This window comes from Cupriavidus sp. USMAA2-4 (assembly GCF_001854305.1).
GTDB classification, from domain to species: domain Bacteria; phylum Pseudomonadota; class Gammaproteobacteria; order Burkholderiales; family Burkholderiaceae; genus Cupriavidus; species Cupriavidus malaysiensis.
Genome location: NZ_CP017749.1, coordinates 824439 through 848485, shown reverse-complemented (window position 1 = coordinate 848485; position 24047 = coordinate 824439). Strand labels below are relative to the sequence as shown.

Below are 24047 nucleotides of genomic sequence, written 5' to 3'. Positions count from 1 at the left end.
GGCGCCATGCTGCAGAGAATCCTCTCGACGCGCGTGGCCGCGCCGAAGTTCGCCTATTCGCCGTGCGTGCGCCACGGCGCCACCGCCTACGTGGCCGGCATGGTGGCGCTGGACCCCGACAGCGGCTGCCTGGTCGACGGCGGCGTGGCCGCGCAGACCCGGCGCATCTTCGACAACCTGCAACTGGCGCTGCCGGACTATGGCCTCGATCTCGATGCCCTGTGCCTGGCGCGCGCCTACCTCAGCGATTTCTCCACCTTCGCCGAATTCAACCACGCCTGGGAGTCGGTCTTCGCCGGCCGGCCGCTGCCGGCCCGTACCACGCTCGGTGTCGCCGCGCTGCCGCTGGGCGCCGCGGTGGAGATCGAGTTCACCTTTGCCTGCTCCACAGCGGAGCGCCCATGATGCCGAGGGAAGCCATGATCGATGAAGTCGTCCAGCAGGTGGCGCAGCGTCTTTGGCGCGCAGCCGAACTGCGCCAGCCCACCCCGCCCGTGCGCGAAGAACTGGCCGCCGCGGCCGGACCTGGCGGCGACGTGCTGACGATGGCCTACCAGGTGCAGCAAGCGCTGAGCGAGCGCCGCCTGGCCGGTGGCGAGCGCCTGGTCGGCCGCAAGATCGGCCTGACTTCGAAGGCCGTGCAGCGCCAGCTCGGCGTCGACGCGCCCGACTTCGGCGCGCTGTTCGCCAGCATGGCGGCCGGCGACGGCGAGGAGATCGCCTGGTCGCGCACCCTGCAGCCCAGGGTCGAGGCCGAGATCGCGCTGGTGCTGCAGCGCGACCTGCCGCACCTGTCGCATACGGTGGCCGACGTGATTTCCGCCACGGCCTACGCGCTGCCTGCGCTGGAAGTGGTGGGCAGCCGCATCGCCGACTGGGACATCCGGCTGGCCGACACCGTGGCCGACAACGCCTCGTCCGGCCTGTTCGTGCTGGGCACGCGGCCGGTCACGCTGGACCGGCTCGACCTGGTCGACTGCGGCATGGTGATGGAGCGCCGCGGTGAGCCGGTCTCGAGCGGCGTGGGCGCGGCCTGCCTGGGCAATCCGCTCAACGCGGCGGTATGGCTGGCCGACACCATGGCCCGGCTGGGCGCGCCGCTGCGCGCCGGCGACGTGCTGCTGACGGGGGCGCTGGGTCCGATGGTGGCGGTCGCGCCCGGCGATGTGTTCCAGGCGCGCATCGAAGGGCTGGGCTCGGTGCGGGCCGTCTTCGGCGGGCGCGACTGAAGCCGCGCGATCCGCCGCACCACGAAACCCCTGCACAGGAACCGACATGAGCCAGATCCTCGCCGACGCCGCGCTCGCACTCGATGCGGCCGCCAGCCAGGCGCAAGCCATTCCCCAGTTCGCGCCGGGCAGCTTCGACCTGCCCGCGGCCTACGCCATCCAGCACGCCTCGATCGCCCGCCGCTTCGAACGGGGCGAGCGCCTCAAGGGCATCAAGCTCGGCTTCACCAGCCGCGCGAAGATGGTGCAGATGGGCGTGGACAGCCTGATCTGGGGCTACCTGACCGACGCCATGATCGAAGAGGATGGCGGTCTGGTCGATCTCGGGCGCTACATCCACCCGCGCGTCGAGCCTGAAGTCTGCTTTGTCACGCGCCGCACCATCGACGCGCCGCTGACCGCGCTGGAAGCCGCCGACTATCTCGAGGCGGTGGCGCCGGCGATGGAGATCATCGACTCGCGCTACCGCGATTTCCGCTTCAGTCTCGAGGACGTGGTGGCGGACAACTGCTCCTCCGCCGGCCTGGTGGTGGGCGCCTGGTCGCGCCGCTTCGACGGCCTCGGCAACCAGGGCGTGCGCATGCAGTTCGACGGCCGCGACGTGCAGGTCGGCTCGACCGGCGCCATCCTGGGCCACCCGCTGCGCTCGGTGGTGCAGGCCGCGCGCCTGCTGTACGCGGCGCAGGCCAGCCTTCCTGCCGGCTCGCTGATCATGGCCGGCGCCGCCACCGCGGCCGAGGCGTTGCGGCCGGGTCTGCACGTGAGCTGCAGCATCGGCTGCGGCGACAGCGCGCTGGGCAGCGTGGCCTTCACCACGCAGCCGGGCGGGCATTGAGCGCGGCGCGGCCGCACAGGCATCCACGACAACAGGAGACTCCAGCCATGACCTCAGAAGCGCACCTGGTCGCCGGCAAGGCGCGGCCGCGCGGCCGCTTCCCGCACTGCAAGCGGGCCGGCGACTTCCTCTTCGTCTCGGGCACCAGTTCACGCCGCCCGGACAACAGCTTCGCCGGCGCGCAGGCCGACGAGATGGGTGTCACCACGCTCGATATCCGCGCACAGACACGCGCCGTGCTCGACAATATCCGCGACATCCTGGCCAGCGCGGGCGCGGGCCTGTCGGACCTGGTCGAAACCCAGGTCTTTCTCGTCAGCATGAACGACTTCGGCGGCTTCAACGAGGCCTGGGCCGAGTACTTCGACTACGACGGTCCCACCCGCACCACCGTGGCGGTGCACCAGTTGCCGCACCCGCACTTGCTGATTGAGATCAAGGCCACCGCCTACAAGCCGCTGGCGGCGCAGGAGGACTGACATGTTTCCCTTGAAATACGGCCGGCCGCTCAACTTCCGGCGCTGGCTCGACGAACACGCGCAACAGCTCAAGCCGCCGGTCGGCAACCAGCAGATCTGGCAGGACAGCGACTTCATGGTCACCGTGGTCGGCGGGCCGAAGGAGCGCAGCGATTTCCACGATGACCCGGTCGAGGAACTGTTCTATCAGTTCCAGGGCAATGCCTACCTGTTGCTGTGGGAGCGCGGCCGCTACGAGCGCGTCGACCTGCGCGAGGGCGACATGTTCCTGCTGCCGCCGCATACCCTGCATTCGCCCCAGCGCCCGGAAGCGGGCAGCCGCTGCCTGGTGGTCGAGCGCCAGCGCCCGGCCGGCGAGAACGACGCCTTCCAGTGGAGCTGCGCGGCCTGCGGCACGGCGGTGCAGCGGCATGAGGTGACGCTGCGCAGCATCGTCGCCGACCTGCCGCCCTTGTACGAATCCTTCTACGCGAGCCCGGAGCAGGCGCGCCGCTGCCCCGGCTGCGGCGAGATCCATCCCGGGCGCGATTTCCAGGCCTGGCACCGCACCCTGGCCAAGCACTTTCCCGCCTTGCCATGATCGACATCCACTCCCATTTCCTGCCCCCCATCAGCCGCGCGGAGGCCAGCGCGGTCGATGCGCAGCGCGCGCCCTGGCTGGCCGTCGATGCCGGTGGCGAGACCGGCCAGATCATGATCGCGGATGCGCCCTTCCGCCCGGTTTACCGGGCGCTGTGGGACGCCGACTTCCGTGTCGCCGAGCTCGATGCGCAGGGCATCGACATGCAGCTGGTGTGCGCCACGCCGGTGATGTTCGGCTTTGCCTGGGAGGCCGCCCGCACCGCCGACTGGGCGGCGCGCATGAACGACAAGGCGATCGGCTTCTGCGCGCGCCATCCCCACAGGCTCAAGGCGCTGGCGCAAGTGCCGCTGCAGGATACGCGGCTGGCCTGCGCGGAAGCCTCGCGCGCGCTCGCCGCGGGTTGCGTCGGCGTGCAGATCGGCAATCACGTGGGAGACAAGGACCTCGACCATCCGGACCTGGTCGACTTTCTCGTCTACTGCGCCGAGCACGGCATCCCGGTGCTGGTCCACCCTTGGGACATGATGGGCGGCGGGCAGCGCATGAAGCGCTGGATGCTGCCCTGGCTGGTGGCGATGGCCGCGGAGACGCAGCTCGGCATGCTGTCGCTGATCCTGTCGGGCGCGCTGGAACGGATTCCCGCGTCGCTGCGCATCTGCTTCGCCCATGGCGGCGGCAGTTTCGCCTTCCAGCTCGGGCGTGCCGACAACGCGTGGAAGCACCGCGACATCGTGCGCAAGGACTGCCCGCGGCCACCGTCGGAGTATGCGCGGCGCCTGCACGTGGACAGCATCGTGTTCGACGAAGGCGCGCTGCGCCTGCTGGTCGACGTGATGGGGGCCGAGCGCGTGATGCTGGGCTCGGACTATCCCTTCCCGCTCGGCGAGCAGGAGGTCGGGGCCCTGGTGCGCCGCGCGCCCTGCCTGGACGCCGCGCAGCGGCGCGGCATCCTGGGCGACAACGCACGCGCCTTCTTCGGGCTGGATGCGGCCGCGCCGGCAGCGTGAAGGCCGACGGCGGCCAGTCACCTGCCATCTACCATCAAGCAGCAGAACCCGCGGCGGGCGCACAGAGCCGGAGGCCGGCGCGCGCGGCAAGGAGGAGACCACCATGCGGCAGATCGATGCCAACCGACTGGCGGACGACGCCAGCTTCAACCGCTTCCACGCCACCGTGCTCGTCTGGTGCGCACTGGCCATCGTCTTCGACGGCTACGACCTCGCCGTGGCAGGCATCGCGCTGCCGGCGATCATGAAGGAGATGGGCGTGGACGCGACCCAGGCCGGCTTCATGGTCAGCTCGGCGCTGTTCGGCATGATGTTCGGCAATATCGTCTTCGGCGCGCTCGCGGACCGCATCGGGCGGCGCGCGGTGATCGTGCTGTGCATCGCGCTGTTCAGCCTGTGCACGGCGGCGGCCGGCATGATGCACGAGCCGGTGGCCTTCAGCGTGATGCGCTTCCTCGCAGGGCTGGGCATGGGCGGGGTCATGCCGAACGTGATCGCGCAGATGTCCGAGTACGCGCCGCGGCGCATGCGCAGCACGCTGATCACGGTGATGTTCTCCGGCTACTCGGTGGGTGGCATCGTGGCGGCGCTGGTGGGGCGCGGCCTGATCGAATCCTACGGCTGGCAGGGCGTGTTCCTGGCGGCGGCGGCGCCGGCCGTGCTGCTGCCATGGATCTGGCGGCAGATGCCCGAGTCGATGGCCTTCCTGCACAAGCGCGGCCGCACCGGCGAACTGCAGGCCATCCTCGCGCGCCTGGCGCCGCAGTACGCGCCGCAGGCGGACGACGTCTTCGTGGTGGCGAGCCAGGACAAGCCGCAGGAGGCGCCGCTGCGCACCCTGTTCGCCGAGGGGCGAGGCTTCAGCACCGTGATGTTCTGGGTGACCTGCTTCATGTCCCTGTTCATGGTGTACGCGCTCAATGCCTGGCTGGTCAAGCTGATGGCCTCGGCTGGCTACAGCCTGGGATCGGCCCTGGCCTTCGTGCTGGTGCTGAACATCGGCGCCACGGCCGGCGCCATCGGCGGCGGCTGGCTGGCTGACCGCCTGCACATCAAGGGCGTGCTGGTGCCGATGTTCCTGCTGGCGGCGGTGTCGATCGCGCTGCTGGGCCACGGCATGCCGACCTGGGTCCTGTTCGTGCTGGTCGGCGTGGCCGGCGCCTGCACCATCGGCACGCAGACGCTGTCCTGTGCCTATTGCGGACAGTTCTATCCGCTCGCCTGCCGCGGCACCGGGCTGGGCCTGATGCTGGGCGTGGGGCGAGCCGGGGCGATCCTGGCGCCGATCCTGATCGGCGCTATCATCGGACTGTCCCTGCCGCTGGCCCACAACTTCCTTGTCATCGCCGTGCCGGCGGTGATCGCCGCGGCCTCGATCGCGCTGGTGAACCACGGCCGCTCCGATCTGGTGCGGCAACGCACGGCCTAGCCAAGGGGTGGACGCCAACGCCGTTGGCCACCACAGCGGCGGCGCAGATTGCACGTCTTCGGCAAGTGCCGGCGGCATGCCAGAGGACATGCCTCACCTACTCGAGCCACACGGGTTGGGAGGCCGAGCACGGTGTCCCGCCAGCGGACGCGGCGGTGCGTCGACTGCGATTGCTCGGCCTGGAAGGGCAGCGGCCGCGGTTCTGGCTGTACCGCGCCGTCGACGGTCGCTTTGTCGCGCGCCGTTGTCAGAGCCGACTGCAGGCGCTCGGAGCCGAGCCTGCGACGGCGATAACTGCCCTGCGCAAGGCAGCACTGGGCTACGTGCGGCGCTATGGCGGCCTGCCCCGATTAGAGGGATAGGGATCGCTGGCTGGGACCGTGATCAGGCTGCGGTAGAGCCTGGCCAACGTCTATGGATATTCGCTTAGCGTTGAATGCCACTCGCGCGAATCACGCAGCTCAGCCTGCAAGAAGCGCGGCGAAACTGTCAATGTCCACGTTCCCGCCGCTAACGATGATACCCACTCGCTTACCCATCAGTTCGGCTTTCATGCCGCGTGCGGCGGCGAGGCCCAGGCAGCCGGTTGGCTCCACGACCAGCTTCATGCGTGACGCAAAGAAACGCATGCCATCGACCAACTCCTCGTCACTGGCGGTAAGGATATCGTCGACATCACGGCGAATGATCTCGAACGTGTGACGACCTAGGTGCTGCGCCTGCGCGCCGTCGGCGATGGTCTTTGGCGTATCGATATGCACGATCGCTCCGGAGCGGAACGATTGTTGGCCATCGTTGCCGGTGGCTGGCTCTACGCCGTAGATCTTGCACCGCGGTGCCAGTGCGCGCGCGGACAGCGCGGAGCCGGAGAGCAGGCCGCCGCCGCCCAGGCAGACGAACAGGGCATCAAGCTCGCCCGTTTCCTCGAATAATTCCTTGGCGGCGGTTCCCTGGCCGGCAATCACGTCCGGTTGGTCATAGGACCCGATCAGCGTCAGCCCCTGTTCTTCCGCCAGCTTGTGGCAAATTGCCTCGCGGTCGTCGGTGTATCGATCATAGAGCACCACCTTGCCTCCGTAACCCTTGGTCGCCGCCACCTTGGCTGCCGGCGCGTCGTGCGGCATGAGGATCGTCGACGGTATCCCCAGCAATGCCGCCGACAGTGCGATGCCCTGCGCGTGGTTGCCGCCGGAGAAGGCGAGAGCGCCCCGGCGGCGCTGGGCCGCATCGAAGCGCGCCAGCGCATTGAATGCGCCACGAAACTTGAAGGCACCAGTGCGCTGCAGGTTCTCGCACTTGAAGAAAACATCGGCGCCCAGTTCCTTGTCGGCGGTCTGGGAGCGCATCACGGGAGTCCGGTGGGCAAAGCCTTCAATCCGGCGCGCGGCCGCTGACACGTCATCGAAGGTTGGAAGATTCAGCATCATCGTTAAGTCTTGTTAGATTGAAGGCGCTGTCAGGGCCGATGGATTCTGCGGCCCCAGGGGCATCGATAGCAGCATCGATAGCACGCCGCCGAGCAGGCGTGCCATCGTAATGGCCTGCGGCGCCATGTCGGTCAGACTGCAACGGGGGCGAAAGCCTCAATCAAACCGCGGGCCGCTTTCTTGTTGCTGCTTGTGCAGATCTTGCCGCTTGCAGGCACTCAGAGGTGCAATCAATCTGTACATATTATCTATTTCTGGATGAATTGTAAATTCATGGCCAAGGGACGTGGAACATCCTCGGTCCTGACCAAAGGCCGGTGGGCTTTGAGGGCATGGCGTTTACAAATTCAGTTGAAATCCAGCTACAGATTCAGTTGAGCGAGCGACAGGGGAGCGAACCGGGGCAGTGCGAATCCCGTTGCGCAGCAAGCATCTCATCGAGCACTTGTTGCGGCTCGGGCATCCCCCCCGAGTTGGCGGTTGAAACCGCACTTTGTTGCGCTTATAAGATCACGTTATGACCCGCAACCGGATTCCCGGTGCCTTGATGCGCACGACAAGGTGGTCTGGTATCCAGCAGTGCGCTTCCGGAGTCTTCGCCAGGCTCGACTGAGAAGAAGGAGATCCAGTCCATGCTGCCCGTCATCGTGCATGCCATCGTTGCCTATTTCGTCTCGCACCTGATTTATCCGCGCAGCACCGAGGCCTCGGTCCTGCGCACGGCGCAGGCGTGGATGACATTCGGCGTGACGGCGGGGCTGGTTTCCGCGCCCGCCACGCCGCTGTACCAGCAGTCGGGCGTCGACGCGCTGGTTGCCACCGGCATCACGGTCGGTACCTGCATGGTGCTCGGCTTCGCCGGCGGCTCGTTCTGGGGCTGGATCCGCGGCCATGGCCGTGGCTACGTCCGCGGCAGCGGACTGGCGATGGCCCCCGTTCCCTTTCCTGTTCCGGCTCCCGGTCCTGCCCCGTTCGGCATGTCGATCGCCGCTGCCGTGCCTGCACCGGTACCCGCTCCGGTGCCTGCCCCGCTTCCGGTGGCGGCCGCGGCGCGGCTGCCGGCGCCGGACCAGGGCTCGCGCGCCAGCAAGCTGCTGACGCTGGCCGTCGTGCTGGTGGTCGCGCTCGGCGTGGGCCGCCACTTCGGCCTGTGGCGAGGCGACGCGGCGGCGCAGCGCTGGGATGGCGATGGCGAGTGGCTGCTGCTGAAGGAGATGTCCCACACCGGTGGCACGAAGTCCTACTACTTCCGCCGCCAGGACGGCCAGGGCCGTCCGACGCTGGATCTCGCCGTGGTCTACCAGGGCGATGCCAGCCGCTTCCATGGCGAGCGCCTGCATGGCTCGCTGTCGCGTATCGAACTGGACTGCGCCGGCGGTTTCGCGCGCTACCGCGTGGTCAAGTACCGGGGCTACCAGCGCAGCGATGCGCCGGACGCCATGTACGGCGAGATCGCCGCGATGTCGCGCGACCAGCCGTCCGAGTGGCGGCCGGCCGAGGACCTGGGCGACATCGCCGACATTGCCTATCGGGCCTGCTCGGCGCCGCGGCGGTTCCAGTCGGCCGGCCTGTAGCCCGGCCTGCAGCCCGGCCTGCAGGTTGGCCTGCATGCCGCTCCGCGCGCCGCCTCACAGGCCGTCGCGCCAGGGCCGGCCACGCGCCGGCAAGTGCCAGCGCGGATCTCCGTTCCCGCCCGGTCGCGCCGGCGCCAGGCGCGACACGATGCGCCGGGCCCGTTCCAGCACGGGCCGGTCGACCATCTTTCCGTCCACGGCGATGGCCGCGCCGCCGGCCCGGTCAGCCGCGTCGAGCACGCGGCGGGCCCACGCGGCTTGCTCGGCATCCGGTGCCAGGCCGGCATGCACGCCCGCCACCTGGGCCGGGTGGATCAGCAGCTTGGCACCGAAGCCGAAGGCGCGCGCGCGGGTGGTTTCGGCCGCCAGCGCGGCGGCGTCGCCCAGCGCGGTGCAGACGCCATCCACCGGCGCCGGCAGGCCGGCGGCGCGCGCATGCGCTACCAGGCGGCTGCGGAAGTAGTCGAGCGGGGCGCCGGCATCGCCGATGTCGAGGTCCAGCATCAGGTCGATGCTGCCGAACAGCAGGCGGGCCACGCCGGGCAGGGCGGCGAGTTCGCGCAGGCGCGCGAAGCCGGCGGCCGTTTCCAGCAGCGGCAGGCAGGCACAGTCAGGCAGGGCCGCGCGCAGGGCGCGCGCGGCCTCTGGCTCGGCCTTGGGCAGCACGATGCCATCGGCGCCACCCTGCGCGCACCACGCCAGGTCGGAACGGTGCCAGCACGTGTCGGCGCCGTTGACGCGCACCAGCAGCGGCACGCCCGCCGCGGCCGCCTGCGTGCGCAGGGCCGGCCAGGCGGCGGACAAGGCCGTGCGGGCATTGTCCTTGGCGGCCGGCGCGACCGCATCCTCGAAGTCGACGATCACGGCATGGGCGCCACTGGCGAGCGCCTTGCCGATACGCTCGGGGCGGTCGGCCGGCACGAACAGGTAGCTGAGCGGCAGGGCAGGTCGGGACATCGCGGCACTCCTCACAGCGCGCCCGCGGCATGCAGGGCGCGGATGTCCTCGGGCGTGCAGCCCAGTTCGGCGAGGATGGCGTCGGTCTGCTGGCCCACGGCGGGCACGGGATCCATGCGCGCCTCCGTGGCTCCCGGCGGCAGCAGTGCCGGCACGGCGCCGGCCGGCGTCTCGACCTCGCGCCAGCGCCCGCGCGCGGCGAGCTGGGGGTGGGCCCAGACGTCGGCCATGGTGTTGACGCGGGCGTTGGCGATGCGGGCCGCCTCCAGGCGGGCGATGACCTGGTCGGCATCGAGCGCGGAGAACACGGCGACGATGCGTGCGCGCAGCGTGTCGCGGTTGGCGCTGCGCCGGCTGTTGTCGGCGTAGTCCGGATGGCTGGCCAGGTCAGGATCCTGCAGCACCGTGGCGCAGAACGCGGCCCATTCCCGTTCGTTCTGCAGGCCCACCATCACCGTCTTGCCGTCGCCGGTGGGGAAGGGGCCGTATGGATAGATGGTGGCGTGCGCGGCCCCGGCGCGGGGCGGCGGCGCGGCGCCGTCGAAGGCGTAGTAGAGCGGGAAGCCCATCCATTCCACCGTTGCTTCCAGCATGGAAATGTCGATGCGCTTGCCCCGTCCGGTCTGGCCGCGTTCGAGCAGCGCGGCCAGGATATTGCTGTAGGCATACATCCCGGCGGCGATGTCGGCCACCGAGGCGCCGGCCTTGACGCCTTCTTCCGGCGTGCCGGTGACCGAGACGAAGCCCGACTCGCTCTGCACCAGCAGGTCGTAGGCCTTCTTGTCGCGATAGGGACCGTCGGCGCCGTAGCCGGAGATATCGCAGACGATCAGGCGGGGAAAGTCGCCGCTCAGGCTGGCGTAGTCCAGGCCCAGCCGCGCGGCCGCGCCGGGGGCCAGGTTCTGCACCAGCACGTCGGCCCCGGCCAGCAGCTTGCGCAGCAGCGCGCCGGCCGCCTCGTGCTTGAGGTCGAGCGTCAGGCTTTCCTTGGAACGGTTGGTCCAGACGAAGTGCGAGGACTGGCCCCGCACGCGCGTATCGTAGGCGCGGGCGAAATCACCGCCGCCGGGGCGTTCGATCTTGATCACGCGCGCACCGAGGTCGGCCAGTTGCCGGGTGCAGAAGGGAGCCGCGATGGCTTGCTCGAGGGAGACGACGGTGATGCCTTGCAGGGGACGGGACATGTCGGGGCTGGGATGGAGTCCGGGGCGCTGGACCACTGAATCATGGAAATGGGAGGGGAAAGGCCTGCCATGGCAGGCACCGGCCGATCTCAGGGATTCAGTGGGCTAGTGGTCGATGGCGAGAATCTAGCCGCTTTCGCCCGCCGGCGGAAATAGCGAAAATGCAGGCGTCCATAAGTAGAATCAATACATTGCCCGCCGCCCCGCGCGGTGGCGGCCCGCATCGATCTCACCGCACAGGAGCCGAATTCGATGGATATCCGTGCCATGCGCTATTTCGTGGCCATCGTGGACCAAGGCAGCCTGACGCGGGCGGCGGAGGTGGTGTGCGTGGCACAGCCGGCGCTCAGCCAGCAGCTGGCGGCGCTCGAGGCCGAGTTCGGCGTCGCCTTGTTGCACCGCAGCGCCAAGGGCGTGCGGCCGACCGAAGCGGGCCGCACGCTGTACCGGCATGCACGCGCCATCATCAAGCAGGTCGAGGCCGCGGGCGCGGAGGTGCGCGTGGCCGGCGCCGATGTCACCGGCGCGGTGGCGATCGGCCTGCCGACCACGGCCGCGGCCGCCTTCGGCATGCCCTTGATGCGGGCCGTGCGCGAGCGCTATCCGCGCGTGCGCCTGCAGTTGTTCGAGAGCATGAGCGGATACATCTCGGAGCTGCTCAACAATGGCCGCCTGGATTTCGCCATCCTGTTCCGCGACACGCCCTCGCGCGCGGTGGAGCCGGAGCCGCTCGCCACCGAATCGCTCTACCTGATCGGCACCCCGCCGGCGGGCAGCCTGCGTCCGCCGCGCCGGGCCCGGCGCGGGAGCCTGCACGGGGCGGGCGGTGCGGGCGCTGCGCACGATGCAGACGATGGGCTCGATGCGGCCGGCGAGGGGACGGTGGCGCTGCGCCAGCTCGATGGCGTGCCGCTGGTGCTGCCCAGCGGCGCGCAGGGCCTGCGCGATGTGGTGGAGCGCAGCTTCGCGCGTGCGGGCATCCGCCTCGAGGTGGTGGCCGACCTCGATTCGCTGCCCTTCCTGCTGGCCTCGGCGCGCGAGGGGCTGGCCTGCACCATCCTGCCGGCCTCCTCGGTCGCGGACGCGGCGCCGGCGGTGCCTCGCCGGCTGATCGTGCCGGAGCTGCGCCGCACCTTGTCGCTGTGCTGGCCGCGCGCGCTGCCGCGTACCCATGCGGCCGAGGCGGTGGCGGAGATCCTGCGCGAGCTGGTGGCGGCGCGTATCGCCGAGGGCGGCTCGCTGAAGCGGCCGCCGGCACCGGCCGAGGCAGCGCCGGCGACCGCTGCGCAGGCGGATAAGTAAAACTTATGCGCGTAGTCGCCGATTGAATTTCCCGCCCGCGGGCTTCGCGGGTAGAGTGCGCTCCGATGCGGCCGCGGCCCGATGCCGCCGGCCGTCAACCAGAGGAGACGCAATGCTACGCAACCCCCGCGCGCTGGCCGGCCTGGCCGCCAGCCTGGCGCTGTGCGCCGCCGCCCCGGCCCACGCCGAGCCCTATCCCGCCAAGCCCATCCAGATGGTGGTGCCACAGGCGCCCGGCGGCACCAACGACATCGTCGCGCGCCTGGTGGCCGCCGACCTGTCGCAGCGGCTCGGCCAGCAGGTGGTGGTGGAGAACCGGCCGGGCGCCGGCGGCAACATCGGCACGCAGTACGCCGCGCGCGCCACGCCGGACGGCTATACGCTGCTGATGACCATCAGCAGCACGCAGGCCATCAATCCCTCGCTGTACCGCCAGGTGCCCTTCGATCCGGTCAAGGACTTCGAGCCGATCGCGCCGGTCGCCAGCGTGCCGAACGTGCTGGTGGTCAATCCCGCCTTCCCGGCGCGCAGCATGGCCGAGCTGATCAGCATGGCCAAGGCCCGCCCCGACTACTACCGCTTCGCCTCGGCGGGCAACGGCACGCTCAACCACCTGCTGGGGGAGATGCTCAACAGCATGGCAGGCATCAAGCTGGAGCACGTGCCCTACAAGGGCGTGGCGCCGGCGCTCAACGACGTGCTGGGCAACCAGGTGCCGATGGCCTTCGCCAGCCTGCCCTCGGTGCTGCCGCACATCAAGGCGGGCAAGGTGCGCGCGCTGGGCGTCAGCTCGGCCAGGCGCTCGCCGTTCGCGCCGGACATCCCGGCCATCGGCGAGACCGTGCCCGGCTACAGCGGCGACCTGTGGGTGGGCCTGTTCGCGGTCAAAGGCACGCCGCGCGAAGTCTCGCAGAAGCTCGCGCAGACGCTGCACGCCGCGCTGGCCGACAAGGCCCTGCGCGACAAGCTGGCCGCGCAGGGCGCCGAAGTGCTGGACGGCACCCCGCAGCAGTTCTCCGCCCTGCTGAAGTCCGACATGGACAAGTGGGCGAAGATCGTCAAGAGCTCGGGCGCCCAGGTCGACTGAGGCGGGCCCGGCCGGCGCAGCGCCGGCCGCTCAGCCGCTCAGCCGCGCGCCGGCGCGAACAGCGGCAGCGCGGCCAGCGCCGCCATGCCCGCCACCGCCCATACCCAGGGCCAGGCGCTGGCGGCCAGCAGCGCCGGGATCAGCAGCGGGGTCAGGAAGAAGCCGAGGTAGACGATGGTGTTGGCCATGCCGAGCGCGGTGCCGGCGCGTTCCGCGCCCGCCAGCGTGGCGAGCTCCGTGTAGGCCACGCCGTGCCAGGCCGACACGCTGATGCCGGCCGTCACCAGCAGCAGCGCCAGCAGAGGCACCGCCGCCGGGGCGCCGGCGCTGGCCAGCGCCAGCAGCAGGAAGGTGCCCGCCGCCGCCCAGGTGCTGGCACGCAGGTAGCCGCGCCGGTTGCCGCGGCGGTCGGTCAGGCGGCCGCTCCAGACCCGCATCGCCATCGCGCCAGCCTGCACCGCCACCATGGTGGCCGACATGCCGGCCAGGCCCATGCGGGCGAAATCGTGCAGGTAGACGGTGGCAAAGGTCAGCACGGCGAACTGCGGCACGCACAGGATGCCGATGCCCCCGACCAGGCGCCACACCGCCACATCGCGCAGCGGGCCGCGCGTGCCCGCGGGCTCGGCCGCCGGCCGTGGCGCCGCCGCGGCAGGGACCGTAGCGGACAGTGCCTGCGGCGGCTCATGCAGCCAGGCCCAGGTCAGCCACGCGGCCAGCGCGCAGGCCAGCCCCAGCGCGCCGAAGACCCAGGCAAAGCCTGCCGACGAAGCCAGCCAGGGCAGCGCCAGCGCGCCCAGGCCGCCCCCCAGTGGCACCGCGGTCTGGCGCACGCTCATGGCGAAGCCGCGCTCGCCCTCGCGGAACCAGCGCATCACCGCGCGCCCGCTGGCGCCGTTGACGCTGCCGCCCAGCAGGCCGGCCAGGCAGAGCGCCGCCATCAGCGCGGCCAGCGGCGGCACGAAGCCGGCCGACGGCGCCAGCCATGCGGCCGTGGCCAGCAGGGTGGCGGCGGTGGCGGCAAGCCCTGCGAGCAGCACCGGACGGTCGCCGAAGCGGTCGGCGGCGAGGCCCCAGGGCAGTTCCGACAGGGCCACGCCCAGGCCGAGCGCGCCCAGCGCCAGGCCGAGCTGGGCGTTGTCGAGCCGGTAGCCGGCGCGCAGCCAGACCGCGGTGGTGGGAATGCCGGCGGCCGCGGCGGAGAAGGCAGCGTTGGCGGCGACGCCGACGCCGAGCACTTTCCAGCGGTGGGCAGGGCCGTGCGCGGGGGCGGGACGTGCGGAGGCGGCGTCGGACGGGCGGGACAGGGGCGAATCGCAGGAAGCAGGCATGGCAGGTACCGGATCAGGGTTGACCTGTGCAGTCTGGCGCTTAGAATTCATCCTGAAAATCGGAAAATATCGAATCAATGATTCGATAAAACAGGATCATTGATATGTCACAGATCCACTTCGATCTGGCCGCTCTGCGCAGCCTCGTGACCGGCATGGAACTGGGCAGCTTCGCGCGCGCGGCGGATCGCGTCGGACGCTCCAGCTCGGCGGTGAGCGCGCAGATCAAGAAGCTGGAGGAGCAGGCCGGCATCGCGCTGTTCCGCAAGGAGGGCCGCGGCCTGGCGCTGACCGACGCCGGCGAGGTGATGCTGGCCTATGCGCGGCGCCTGCTGGAGCTGAACGACGAAGCCGCGGTCGCGGTGCGCGGCACCGGGCTGGACGGCGGTGTGCGCCTGGGTTTGCAGGAGGAGTTCGGCGAAGCCATGCTGCCCGAGGTGCTGGGCCGTTTCGCGCGGGCCCATCCGCGCGTGCGCGTGGAGGCCGCGGTGGCGCGCAACGCCGACCTGCTGGAGCGCATCGCCACCGGACGCCTGGACCTGGCCTTGATCTGGGACGATGCCGCCGCCTTCGGCTACCGCCTGCAGGGCGTGGGCGGCGTCGAGCGCATCGACGAGGCGCCGATGTGCTGGATCGGTGCCCACGCGCCGGCGTGGCAGCCCGGCGGTGGCGAGCCGCTGCCGCTGCTGGCCTTCGACCGGCCCTGCCAGTTCCACGCCGCCGCGACCGCGGCGCTGGACCAGGCCGGCATTGCGTGGCGCGTGGTCTTCACCAGCCCCAGCCTGGCGGGCCTGTGGGCCGCCGCCGCCGCCGGCCTCGGCGTCACCGTGCGCACCCGCTACGGCTTGCCGGCCAGTGTCTGCGCGCTCGATGCCGCCGCCCTGGGCCTGCCCCCGCTGCCTTCGCTGCCGCTCAAGCTGCTGCGGGCCGGGCCGGTACTGCCGCCGGCCGCGGAGCGGCTCGCGGGCATCGTGCTGGAGGCGCTCGAGGCGCTGGCGGCGCAGCGCAGGGGAGGTGCCATGGCGCTGGCGGCGTAGGCGCGGCCAGGGGTGCGCCGATGGTGTCGCTGCCGCGTGTTTTCCGCGCTGAAAGCGGCGGATGGGCGCGGTTTCAGAAGTCTTCCCGCTCGTCGTGGCGAGCGGACGCGGCGCCGTCGTGCGCCGGTAGCGGAGGAGGGTCGAGCGGCGCGGGCCTTGCTGCCTGAAGGTCGCGGGTGTTCTTCTGCACGGCGATGGCGCCGAACAGCGAGAGCAGGAAGGCCATGCCGTAGAAGCCCTTCTCGCTCAGCGCGAGGGTTGCGTTGAACAGGCCGACGCACAGCAGCAGCACCGCCAGCAGGGTCGATGCCCAGCTCAGGCCGTAGTAGATGCCTGTCACCGGAATGCCCTCCAGCCGGTCGCGTACGCTCTTCTGCACCGAGATCGCAGCAAAGAGGCCATAGGCGAGGACGGTGAAGTAGTAGCCCTTCTCGTTGAGCTGCATGTCGGCGTTGAACAGGCCGATCAGGAAGGCGACGAGGCCGGCGAGCAGCGCGGCCCAGGAGGCCGCGACGAAGGCGAAGGAGGTGGGCTGGGGGATGGGCGTCGTCATGTGGTCGGGGTGGGAAAGGGAGGCCTGCGGAGGCGGATCATCATGGCAAAAGCGCTTGCAGGGATGTTTGGGACGCGTCCGAAACCGATTCAGGAATCTCAGATGCCGGACTCTGCCGGCCGCGGCCCCGTGTCGGTGCCGCCGGTCCGCCCCACTCCACCTGCCGCACCGTCCGCTGCGCCGGCCGGCCACTTGATGTAGGCTGCCGGCTTGTGCGTCGACCGGCACATGCGGTGGGCTGGCCGGGCCTGCGCACCGAAACGGGACACCGAAACGGGAGATACTCACATGCCACAGCACATTGGAATCGTTGCCTGCTCGGCCGAAGGCGCCGCGCTCTGCTACCGCACCCTCTGCAGCGAGGGCGCGCACTGGCTGGGGCCGCACGGCCACCCGGAAGTCTCGCTGCACGGCCACTCGCTGGCCGACTACGTGCGCTGCCTGGAGGCGGGCGATCGCGGCGGCGTCGCCGAACTGATGCTGTCCTCGGCGCATAAGCTGGCGCGGGCCGGCGCCGATTTCCTGATCTGTCCCGACAACACCATCCACCAGGCCCTGCCCGAGGTGCTGCCGCGCTCGCCGCTGCCCTGGCTGTCGATTGCCGAGGTGGTCGCCGCCGAGGCCGCCGGGCGCGGTTACCGCCGCCTGGGCCTGACCGGCACGCGCTGGCTGGTCGACAGCGAGGTCTACCCGGACGCCCTGGCAAGGGCCGGTCTGGCCTGCGTGCGGCCCGAGCCCGGCGAGCGCGATGCGATCGCGCGCATCATCATGGACGAACTGGTGCCGGGACGCATCGAAGCGGATTCGGTACGCGTGTTCCAGCGCGTGATCGAAGGCCTGCGCGAGCGCGGCTGCGACGCCGTGGTGCTGGGTTGCACCGAGATCCCGCTGATCATCGGCGACGCCAATTCGGCGCTGCCCACGCTGGACTCCACCCGCCTGCTGGCGCGCGCGGCGCTGCGGCGCGCGCTGGGCGACGCCGTCCGACCGGAGCGCTCCCGCCTGTGAGACCGCGGGCCTGCGCTGCGGCCGATGCCTGCTATACTTGTACAATCAGTTGAACAAGTTCAGTGGGGGCGAGCCATGCGCACCGTTCATTTCTCCGATGCCCGCAACAACCTGAAGGCCGTGATCGACCAGGCCATCGCCGATCACGATGCCATCCTGATCACACGGCGCGATGCGCCCAATGCCGTGATCATGTCGCAGGAACAGTACGACAGCTGGATGGAAACCATGTACCTGCTCAGTTCGCCGGCCAATGCGGAGCGCTTGCTGCGCTCCATCGAGCAGCATCGCCGGGGCGAGGGGGTGGAGCGTGAGTTGATCGATCCGGACGCGGCATGACGCGCCAGCTGGTCTTCATGCCCGACGCGTGGGATGACTATCTCTACTGGCAAGGACAGGACAGAAAGACGCTCAAGCGAATCAATCAGCTCATCCAGGACACCACGCGTAACCCTTTCGATGGAGTCGGCAAGCCTGAGCCCCTGACGGGGAATCTGTCCGGCTACTGGTCGCGCCGCATCGACAATACCAACCGTCTCGTTTATCACGCCAACGATGACGAGTTGACCATCATTGCCTGTCGCCTGCACTACGGCGCCAAGTAGGGAACGCCTCGGCTCGCGCAGCAGTACCGTGGTGCCGGCTCATCGCGTGCGTACCGTTGCGCCTTGTCATGACCACCTCCGCCCTGCTCGTCATCGACGTCCAGCAAGTCCTGTTCGATCCGGCGTCGCGATGCGCACGCCGCTGCAGGATTGGCTGGACGCGCGTGGCAGGGCTGGGCTATGCCATCTCGCTGGTGGCGGATGCGCACACCACGCGCGACAAGCCGCATGCGCCGGTGGCAAGCATCTTCGCCCACCACAATGCGACGTTGCCGGACATTACCAGCTTCGGCGTGCGCATCGCGGCGCCGGCATCGGCCAGCGTCGACTTCTGAGGCGCCAGCGCTCGCCAGCGCACGTCGGCCCATTCGCTGTTCCCTATTCCTCCAGCTTCAGGCCCGTCTTCGCCACGAAGCCCTTCCAGCGTTCGTACTGTTCGCGCGCGTAGCGGTCGAGCGCGGGGCCGTCGCTGGCCATCACCTCGAAGCCGGCCTGGGTCAGCTTGCGGTGGGTCTCGGGATCGTTGAGCGCGGCCTGGAAGTCGGCGGTCAGCTTGCGCAGCGTCGCCGGCGGGGTGCCGGCCGGTGCGAAGATGCCGATCCACGAATACCGATCCACGAATACGCTTCGAAGCCGGGCAAGCCGGATTCCGCCACGGCGGGCACCCCGGGCAGTTCCGGCAGGCACCTGGCGCGCATCTACCTAGAAGGCGAGGGCGACCAGCCCCAGCGCGCTTCAGGCACGTCCCAGGCACGTCCGAGGCAAGCCTCAAGCGTGGCCGTCATCCGGCGCGGCCGCCTGGCGCAGGACCGCCATCGGTCCCAGCGTGGCCACCGCCGTCAGTTGCGCCGCGTCGCGCACGAACAGCGAGCCGGCATAGGCCAGCGCGTTGACGGACAGACCCGCCACATGCTCCGCCGCGCGCCGCACCAGCAGCATGCCGCGCGGGAACACCAGCAGGTTGTAGGGCGCGGATTGCAGGTTCCCCGCCTCGGTCGCGCGCGCCTCGATGCCGACGGCCTCCAGCAGTTCCCGGTAGCGCGCCAGCGCCACGCGCGCCATGCGTTCCGGCGGCAGCAGCGTGGTCAGCGGTGCGTAGGCGTGGGCGAAGGCGAGGCCGGGCGCGCGGCGCACATGGGGGTGCGTGCTGCTGGCCGGCGCCGCGTCCAGCAGCGGCACCATCGGCGGCGTGCCGCCCAGGCCGGCCAGCGGCACCACCTGCAGGTGCTTGTGCGGCTGGCTGGCGCCGGCCACGGTGCCGCCGTTGTAGAAGCCCAGGCCGTCGAACTCGGCCAGGCAGGCGAACAAGGCGGCGAAGTCGGCCAGGTCCAGCAGCGTCTCCTGCGGCACGAAGGCGCGCGTGACGATCAGCAGGTGGTGGTCGATGACATGGAACTTGTTGAGCAGCGCCAGGTGAGCCGGGCCCACGTCGGCGACGAACAGTTCGGGGTCATGGGGCAGGAAGGGGTCGGCGGTGGCCCGGTGCGGCGCCTGCGTCGCCACGGGTTTGCGGGCGAGGCTCGAGACCTGGCGTACCTGGAAGCGCACGCCGCCATCGTCGATCAGCACGGTACCGGTCTCGATCGGCTGCAGCGCGCCGCTGTGCCGGGCGCGCTCGGCCTGGCGCAGGATGGCCGGCCACAAGGTGCCGGGGGCGAAAAAGCGAGAAGGGTGCGGGATCATCGGGCCGCCCTGCCGAAACGGAGACGGCGGCGGCGTGGCGCCGCCGTCCGCATCTCCCGACTATCCCACAAGGAGCGGCGCCGGTGAAGATGGCCGGCCCGCATGCGCCCGGCAGCGCACGCGGCGCCCCGGCCGCTTTCCGGCCATGGAAGACCGGAGCCGGCCGCAGCCGCTCAGTCCAGCTTCGCGTTCACGTTCTCGTTCACGTAGACGCGTTGGCCAGCCACCCAGGTCTGCAGCACCCGTGTCTTCCAGATGTCCGCCGGCGCCACCCGGAACAGGTCGCGGTCGACCAGGATGAAGTCGGCCCACTTGCCCGGCTCCAGCGAGCCGAGCGTCTTCTCCTGGTGTTCCGCGTAGGCCGCGTCCAGCGTGAAGGCACGGAAGGCCTGCGGCAGCGTCATCGCCTCTTCCGGATGCCAGCCCTGGATCGGCCGGCCTTCGTGGTCGGTGCGGGTGACGGCGGCGTGCAGCCCATAGAAGGGGTTGGCCGATTCCACCGGGAAATCGGAGCCGCCGGCGATCACGGTGCCCTGCCTGAGCAGCGTCTGCCAGGCGTAGGCGCCCTTGATGCGTTCCTTGCCGATGCGGTCCTCCGCCATGTTCATATCGCTGGTGGCATGGGTGGGCTGCATCGAGGCGATCAGGTCGAGCTGCTTGAAGCGCGGGATGTCCGGCAGTGCGATCACCTGCGCATGCTCGATGCGGTTGCGCAGTTCGCGCCCGCCCACCTCCTTGAAGGCGGCTTCCATGGCGTCCAGCACCTGGTGGTTGGTGGCGTCGCCGATGGCGTGCACATTGACCTGGTAGCCGGCGCGGATGGCGCTCTTGACCGCGGCCTGCATGGCGGCGTCGCTCATGAACAGCAGGCCGCTGTGGACGTGGTCGTCCGAGTAGGGCGCCATCAGCGCGGCGCCGCGGCTGCCCAGCGCGCCGTCGCCGTACAGCTTGACCGCGCGCAGGCTGTAGCGGTCGTTGCCGTAGCCGACCAGCGGCCCCTTGGCCGAAAGCGCCTTGAAGTCGTCGCCGACGTCGCGGATCATGCCGTAGATGCGCGTGGTCAGCTTGCCCTGGTCGGCGAATTCGCGGTAGATGCGGTCCTCGGCGGCGGTCACGCCGGCGTCGCCCACGGCGGTCAGGCCGAGCGCGTTCAGGTGCGCCACGGCGGCGGCCAGCGCGGCGCGGCGGTCGTCGTCCGAGTAGGGCGGGATCACCTCGTTGACCAAGGCCATGGCCTTGTCGACCAGCACGCCGGTGGGATTGCCGTCGGCGTCGCGCTCGATGCGGCCGCCGGCCGGATCCTTGGTCTCGCGCGTGATGCCGGCCGCCTGCAGCGCCTTGGTATTGAGCCAGGCGGCGTGGCCGTCGACGCGGATCAGGCGCACCGGGCGGTCGGATACGGCGGCATCCAGTTCGGCGGCGGTGGGGAAGCGGCCCAGCTTCCAGTTGACCTGGTTCCAGCCATAGCCCAGCAGCCATTGGCGCTGCGGGTTCCTGGCGCCATAGGCGCGGATCAGGCCCTGCGCCTCGGCCAGGTCCCTGGTGCCCGACAGCGAGATCTCGGTGGTCTTGAAGCCCAGCCGAAAGACGTGGCCGTGGGCGTCGATCAGGCCCGGCAGCAGCGTCTTGCCGCCGCCATCGACGCGGGCGGCGTCCGGATAGCGGGCGCGCAGCGCGGCGGCGTCGCCGGTGGCCAGCACCTTGCCCTGGTCGAACACCAGGCCGGTGAAGGTGGCCAGCCTGCCGTCCTGCAGCGTGTAGCCCTGCACGGATTCGACCAGGGTGGGGGCGGCCTGGGCGCCGGCGGGCAGGCCGAAGGCGAGGCTGGCGGCGAGGGCGGCCAGCGTGGTGCGGGTACGGTGCGTCAAAGCGGTTCTCCTTGTGTTGTGCCTTGGGATGGCTTGTTGTGGTACGCGTCGGGATGCGTCCTGTTGCGGGCAGTGGGCCTGCCTTCTGCTCGTGTTCGTCTCCGTTTCCGTATGCTTGTCGTCGTGCTCGTTGCGACACCCGGCACGCGCCCGCCGCCCTGCAAGGGGGGCGGGCGCCGGCCGCTATGCCGCTGCTATGCCGCCATTACTCGGCCGCCGCCGCCGCGGCGCCCGCGTCGGGCAGCCCGGTGGCGCGCGCCGGCAGCGGCGGGAAGTGCATCGCGGCATAGGGCACGATGCGGGTCTTGCGCACCAGCCGGTAGCCCAGCCAGATCAGCAGGAAGACGGGGATGCCGACATAGGTGGCGGCCACCGCCAGCCAGTCGACGCGGCCCTGGGTGAAGGCCTGGTAGTTCTGGCCCAGCGTGATCACCATGCACAGGGCGAAGGCGAACAGCGGCCCGTAGGGGAAGAAGGGCGAGCGGTAGGGCAGGCGCGACAGGTCCAGGCCCTTGGCGACGAAGCCCTTGCGGAAGCGGTAGTGGCTGATGGCGATGCCCAGCCAGGCGATGAAGCCTGTCATGCCCGACAGGTTGAGCAGCCACAGGTAGACCGACTGGCTTTCGAACAACGAGGTGAGGAAGCACAGCGCGCCCACGGCGGTGGTGGCCAGCAGCGCCGGCATCGGCACGCCGTTGCGCGTGAGCCGCGCGAACACGCGCGGTGCGCGGCCCTCGGTGGCGAGGTTGTAGAGCATGCGGGTCGAGGCATACATGCCCGAGTTGCCCGCCGACAGCACGGCGGTCAGGATCACCGCGTTCATCACGCCGGCGGCGAAGGCCAGGCCGGCATGGCGGAATACCAGCGTGAAGGGGCTCACGCCGACCGTCTGCACGTCGCTCTTCAGCAGGCTGGGGTCGGTGTAGGGGACGAGGATGCCGATGATCAGGATGGCCAGCACGTAGAACAGCAGGATGCGCCAGAACACCTGGCGCACCGCGCGCGGGATACTCTTGGCCGGCTCGGCCGACTCGCCCGCGGCCACGCCGATCAGCTCGGTGCCCTGGAAGGAGAAGCCGGCGATCATGGCCACGCCGATCATGGCCGGCAGGCCGCCGACGAAGGGCGCGTCGCCGATGGTGAGGTTGGCCAGCCCGGCCGGCATGCCGCCGGCGTCGCCGCGCAGGATGCCGAAGATCATCAGCAGGCCGATGCCGATGAAGGCCACTACGGTGACCACCTTGACCAGCGCGCACCAGTATTCGGCCTCGCCGAAGCCACGCACCGAGATCGCATTGAGCAGGAACATGGCGGCGAGGAACAGCGCGCTCCACAGGATGCCGGGCGTATGGGGGAACCAGTACTGCATCACCAGCTGCGCCGCGGCCAGCTCCACCGCGATGGTCACCGCCCAGTTGTACCAGTAGTTCCAGCCCAGCGCGAAGCCGAAGCCCTCGTCGACGTAGAGCGCGCCGTAGGTGGCGAAGGAACCCGACACCGGCATGTAGGCGGCGAGTTCGCCCAGGCTGGTCATCAGGAAATAGACCATGGCGCCGACCAGCAGGTAGGCCACCAGGGCGCCGCCCGGGCCGGCCTGGGCGATGGTGGCGCCGGAAGCGACGAACAGGCCGGTGCCGATCGAGCCGCCGATGGCGATCATGGTGAGATGGCGCGCACGGAGGGCGCGGCGCAGGGCGGGCACGGGGGCGCCGGTACGGGGTTGCTGGCTGTCCATTGGGCCTTGTGTTCTGGGCCGGGCGCCGCCCGCGGCGGGCCGGCCCGTGCGGATGATGCCGGTCGGGGGCCGGCCAGTGCCTGCCGGCCGGTACGTCGGGCGGCATCATAAGAGAAAACGCGTCGTGCGCAAAGCGCGCGGGGGTGCCGCGCTGCCGCTAGAATCAACAATGTGCGCCACCGCGGCGGCCTGGCCGCGGCTTGTGGGCGCTGCAACATCCGGCTAGCGAATGGACCTTCCGATCAAGACTGAAAACCTGTGGTTCGATGTACTGCTGAGCGCGCTCATCGTGCTGGGCGGCGTGATCGTCGTCAAGCTGGTCAACCGTTTCTTCCGCGGCCGCCAGCAGGCCGACACGCGCGACAACTATCGCGCCTGGACCGTGGCCAGCCGCAACCTGGTGGCGGCCGTGGTGTTCCTGCTGCTGCTGGGCATCTGGGTGTCGGAGCTGAAGAGCGTGGCGATCTCTTTGGCGGCCTTCGCGGCGGCCATCCTGCTGGTCGGCAAGGAACTCGTGATGTGCTTCCTGGGGGCGTTCATGCGCATGATGTCGCGTCCCTTCCAGCTCGGTGACCTGGTCGAGATCGGGCCCCATTGCGGCGAGGTGATCGACCAGGACGTGCTGACCACGACCCTGGTCGAGGTCGGCTCGGCGCGCCAGTACACCGGCTTCACGGTGCAGATTCCCAACAGCCTGCTGCTGACCACGGCGGTGCGCAACCATTCCCGGACCGGCAAGTACACACTCGACCAGGTGCGCTTCCCGCTCGCCGAAGGGGCCGACCCGGAGGCGGTGGAAGCCCGCCTGGTCGCCATCGGCCGGCTGGCGTGCGCCGACTTCCTGGAAGAGGCCGGGCGCAGCCTGCGCCATCATGGCGACATGCATTTCGTCGACCTGTCGCAGTTCGAGCCGCGCGTCCTGTTCGAACCGGCCGGACCGGGCCGGATGGACGCGCTGCTGCGTTTCCCGGCGCCGGTGATCGGGCGGGTGCGCGTGGCGCAGCACATCATCCGTGCCTTCCACCGCGCCGACGGAGCGCCGGACCCTGGCGTGCCGCGCAGGCGCGAACCGAACCCGCAGGCCGCCGCGCCGGATCCCGTGCCCTGATCCTGGTGCGCCGCAGCAAGGAGGAC

General features: G+C 70.2%; 24 protein-coding genes and 1 pseudogene. 16 read left to right on the top strand and 9 right to left on the bottom strand.

Going from position 1 to position 24047, the window contains the following annotated elements; genetic code table 11:
• Positions 1 to 6: 6 nt before the first annotated feature.
• From BKK79_RS23885 to BKK79_RS23855, 7 genes are all read left to right on the top strand, one after another.
• On the top strand, positions 7 to 405 hold the full coding sequence (locus BKK79_RS23885) for a RidA family protein (RefSeq protein ID WP_071018085.1): 399 nt from the start codon (positions 7 to 9) through the stop codon (positions 403 to 405).
• The gene (locus BKK79_RS23880) at positions 402 to 1229 is read left to right on the top strand and encodes a 2-keto-4-pentenoate hydratase (RefSeq protein ID WP_442873283.1); all 828 of its coding nucleotides are present in this window, start codon (positions 402 to 404) and stop codon (positions 1227 to 1229) included. Before BKK79_RS23885 ends, BKK79_RS23880 begins: the two co-directional genes overlap by 4 nt.
• A 46-nt stretch (positions 1230 to 1275) precedes the next feature.
• Positions 1276 to 2064: a 2-keto-4-pentenoate hydratase gene (locus BKK79_RS23875; protein ID WP_071039037.1), complete on the top strand. Its 789-nt coding sequence runs from the start codon at positions 1276 to 1278 to the stop codon at positions 2062 to 2064.
• 47 nt (positions 2065 to 2111) lie between these two features.
• Complete coding sequence (locus tag BKK79_RS23870; protein ID WP_071039035.1) at positions 2112 to 2543, top strand: RidA family protein; 432 nt, start codon at positions 2112 to 2114, stop codon at positions 2541 to 2543.
• Position 2544: 1 nt separating this feature from the next.
• A complete protein-coding gene (gene nbaC / locus BKK79_RS23865) occupies positions 2545 to 3123 on the top strand; it encodes a 3-hydroxyanthranilate 3,4-dioxygenase (RefSeq protein WP_071039033.1) in 579 nt (192 codons plus the stop codon).
• Positions 3120 to 4133 (top strand): amidohydrolase family protein, encoded by a 1014-nt coding sequence (locus tag BKK79_RS23860; protein WP_071039031.1) that lies wholly within the window; start codon positions 3120 to 3122, stop codon positions 4131 to 4133. The genes nbaC and BKK79_RS23860 overlap by 4 nt, the downstream gene beginning before the upstream one ends.
• Positions 4134 to 4236: 103 nt before the next feature.
• Complete coding sequence (locus BKK79_RS23855; protein WP_071039030.1) at positions 4237 to 5562, top strand: MFS transporter; 1326 nt, start codon at positions 4237 to 4239, stop codon at positions 5560 to 5562.
• Between the two features lie 461 nt (positions 5563 to 6023).
• On the opposite strand, the gene BKK79_RS23850 is transcribed toward BKK79_RS23855, so the two are convergent.
• A complete protein-coding gene (locus BKK79_RS23850; protein ID WP_442873282.1) occupies positions 6024 to 6989 on the bottom strand; it encodes a threo-3-hydroxy-L-aspartate ammonia-lyase in 966 nt (321 codons plus the stop codon).
• Positions 6990 to 7621: 632 nt separating this feature from the next.
• Here BKK79_RS23850 and BKK79_RS23845 point away from each other — a divergent pair.
• The gene (locus BKK79_RS23845) at positions 7622 to 8563 is read left to right on the top strand and encodes a hypothetical protein (RefSeq protein WP_071039027.1); all 942 of its coding nucleotides are present in this window, start codon (positions 7622 to 7624) and stop codon (positions 8561 to 8563) included.
• 54 nt (positions 8564 to 8617) lie between these two features.
• Here BKK79_RS23845 and BKK79_RS23840 read toward each other — a convergent pair whose 3' ends face one another.
• Positions 8618 to 9520, bottom strand: a complete 903-nt coding sequence (locus tag BKK79_RS23840) for an HpcH/HpaI aldolase/citrate lyase family protein (protein WP_084085106.1) — start codon at positions 9518 to 9520, stop codon at positions 8618 to 8620.
• 11 nt (positions 9521 to 9531) lie between these two features.
• Positions 9532 to 10704 carry a CaiB/BaiF CoA transferase family protein gene (locus BKK79_RS23835; protein ID WP_071039025.1) on the bottom strand — a complete coding sequence of 391 codons (1173 nt, stop codon included), beginning with the start codon at positions 10702 to 10704 and terminating at the stop codon, positions 9532 to 9534.
• A 252-nt stretch (positions 10705 to 10956) separates the two neighbouring features.
• Between BKK79_RS23835 and BKK79_RS23830 the strand changes: the two genes are divergently transcribed.
• Both BKK79_RS23830 and BKK79_RS23825 read left to right on the top strand, forming a co-directional pair.
• Positions 10957 to 12006: a LysR substrate-binding domain-containing protein gene (locus BKK79_RS23830; protein WP_071018102.1), complete on the top strand. Its 1050-nt coding sequence runs from the start codon at positions 10957 to 10959 to the stop codon at positions 12004 to 12006.
• 112 nt (positions 12007 to 12118) lie between these two features.
• The gene (locus tag BKK79_RS23825; RefSeq protein ID WP_071039023.1) at positions 12119 to 13093 is read left to right on the top strand and encodes a tripartite tricarboxylate transporter substrate binding protein; all 975 of its coding nucleotides are present in this window, start codon (positions 12119 to 12121) and stop codon (positions 13091 to 13093) included.
• 38 nt (positions 13094 to 13131) lie between these two features.
• Here the strand turns inward: BKK79_RS23825 and BKK79_RS23820 are convergent, their stop codons facing one another.
• Positions 13132 to 14424: an MFS transporter gene (locus tag BKK79_RS23820; RefSeq protein ID WP_071018105.1), complete on the bottom strand. Its 1293-nt coding sequence runs from the start codon at positions 14422 to 14424 to the stop codon at positions 13132 to 13134.
• A 104-nt stretch (positions 14425 to 14528) separates the two neighbouring features.
• Between BKK79_RS23820 and BKK79_RS23815 the strand changes: the two genes are divergently transcribed.
• Positions 14529 to 15461, top strand: coding sequence for a LysR substrate-binding domain-containing protein (locus tag BKK79_RS23815; RefSeq protein ID WP_071039021.1), 933 nt, complete (start codon positions 14529 to 14531; stop codon positions 15459 to 15461).
• Between the two features lie 73 nt (positions 15462 to 15534).
• On the opposite strand, the gene yiaA is transcribed toward BKK79_RS23815, so the two are convergent.
• Positions 15535 to 16014, bottom strand: coding sequence for an inner membrane protein YiaA (gene yiaA / locus BKK79_RS23810; protein ID WP_071039019.1), 480 nt, complete (start codon positions 16012 to 16014; stop codon positions 15535 to 15537).
• 288 nt (positions 16015 to 16302) lie between these two features.
• Here yiaA and BKK79_RS23805 point away from each other — a divergent pair, with 288 nt between their 5' ends.
• The 4 genes from BKK79_RS23805 (at position 16303) to BKK79_RS23790 (ending at position 17962) form a co-directional block, all read left to right on the top strand.
• Positions 16303 to 17022 (top strand): aspartate/glutamate racemase family protein, encoded by a 720-nt coding sequence (locus tag BKK79_RS23805; protein ID WP_071018110.1) that lies wholly within the window; start codon positions 16303 to 16305, stop codon positions 17020 to 17022.
• A 75-nt stretch (positions 17023 to 17097) separates the two neighbouring features.
• Positions 17098 to 17361: a type II toxin-antitoxin system Phd/YefM family antitoxin gene (locus tag BKK79_RS23800; RefSeq protein WP_071018112.1), complete on the top strand. Its 264-nt coding sequence runs from the start codon at positions 17098 to 17100 to the stop codon at positions 17359 to 17361.
• Positions 17358 to 17627: a Txe/YoeB family addiction module toxin gene (locus BKK79_RS23795; RefSeq protein ID WP_071018114.1), complete on the top strand. Its 270-nt coding sequence runs from the start codon at positions 17358 to 17360 to the stop codon at positions 17625 to 17627. The genes BKK79_RS23800 and BKK79_RS23795 overlap by 4 nt, the downstream gene beginning before the upstream one ends.
• A gap of 68 nt (positions 17628 to 17695) precedes the next feature.
• Entirely contained in the window at positions 17696 to 17962 is a 267-nt protein-coding gene (locus BKK79_RS23790; RefSeq protein ID WP_071018116.1) for a hypothetical protein, read from the top strand.
• Between the two features lie 43 nt (positions 17963 to 18005).
• Here BKK79_RS23790 and BKK79_RS23785 read toward each other — a convergent pair.
• The 4 genes and pseudogenes from BKK79_RS23785 to BKK79_RS23770 all read right to left on the bottom strand — a co-directional run.
• Positions 18006 to 18310: pseudogene (locus BKK79_RS23785) on the bottom strand (Bug family tripartite tricarboxylate transporter substrate binding protein); the annotation flags it as partial.
• A gap of 85 nt (positions 18311 to 18395) precedes the next feature.
• Positions 18396 to 19310 carry an ATP adenylyltransferase family protein gene (locus BKK79_RS23780; protein WP_071039016.1) on the bottom strand — a complete coding sequence of 305 codons (915 nt, stop codon included), beginning with the start codon at positions 19308 to 19310 and terminating at the stop codon, positions 18396 to 18398.
• A 173-nt stretch (positions 19311 to 19483) separates the two neighbouring features.
• Complete coding sequence (locus BKK79_RS23775; RefSeq protein ID WP_071039015.1) at positions 19484 to 21178, bottom strand: amidohydrolase; 1695 nt, start codon at positions 21176 to 21178, stop codon at positions 19484 to 19486.
• Positions 21179 to 21383: 205 nt separating this feature from the next.
• Positions 21384 to 22913 (bottom strand): amino acid permease, encoded by a 1530-nt coding sequence (locus BKK79_RS23770; protein WP_071018123.1) that lies wholly within the window; start codon positions 22911 to 22913, stop codon positions 21384 to 21386.
• A 229-nt stretch (positions 22914 to 23142) separates the two neighbouring features.
• Between BKK79_RS23770 and BKK79_RS23765 the strand changes: the two genes are divergently transcribed.
• On the top strand, positions 23143 to 24021 hold the full coding sequence (locus BKK79_RS23765) for a mechanosensitive ion channel family protein (protein WP_083384378.1): 879 nt from the start codon (positions 23143 to 23145) through the stop codon (positions 24019 to 24021).
• Positions 24022 to 24047 lie beyond the last annotated feature (26 nt).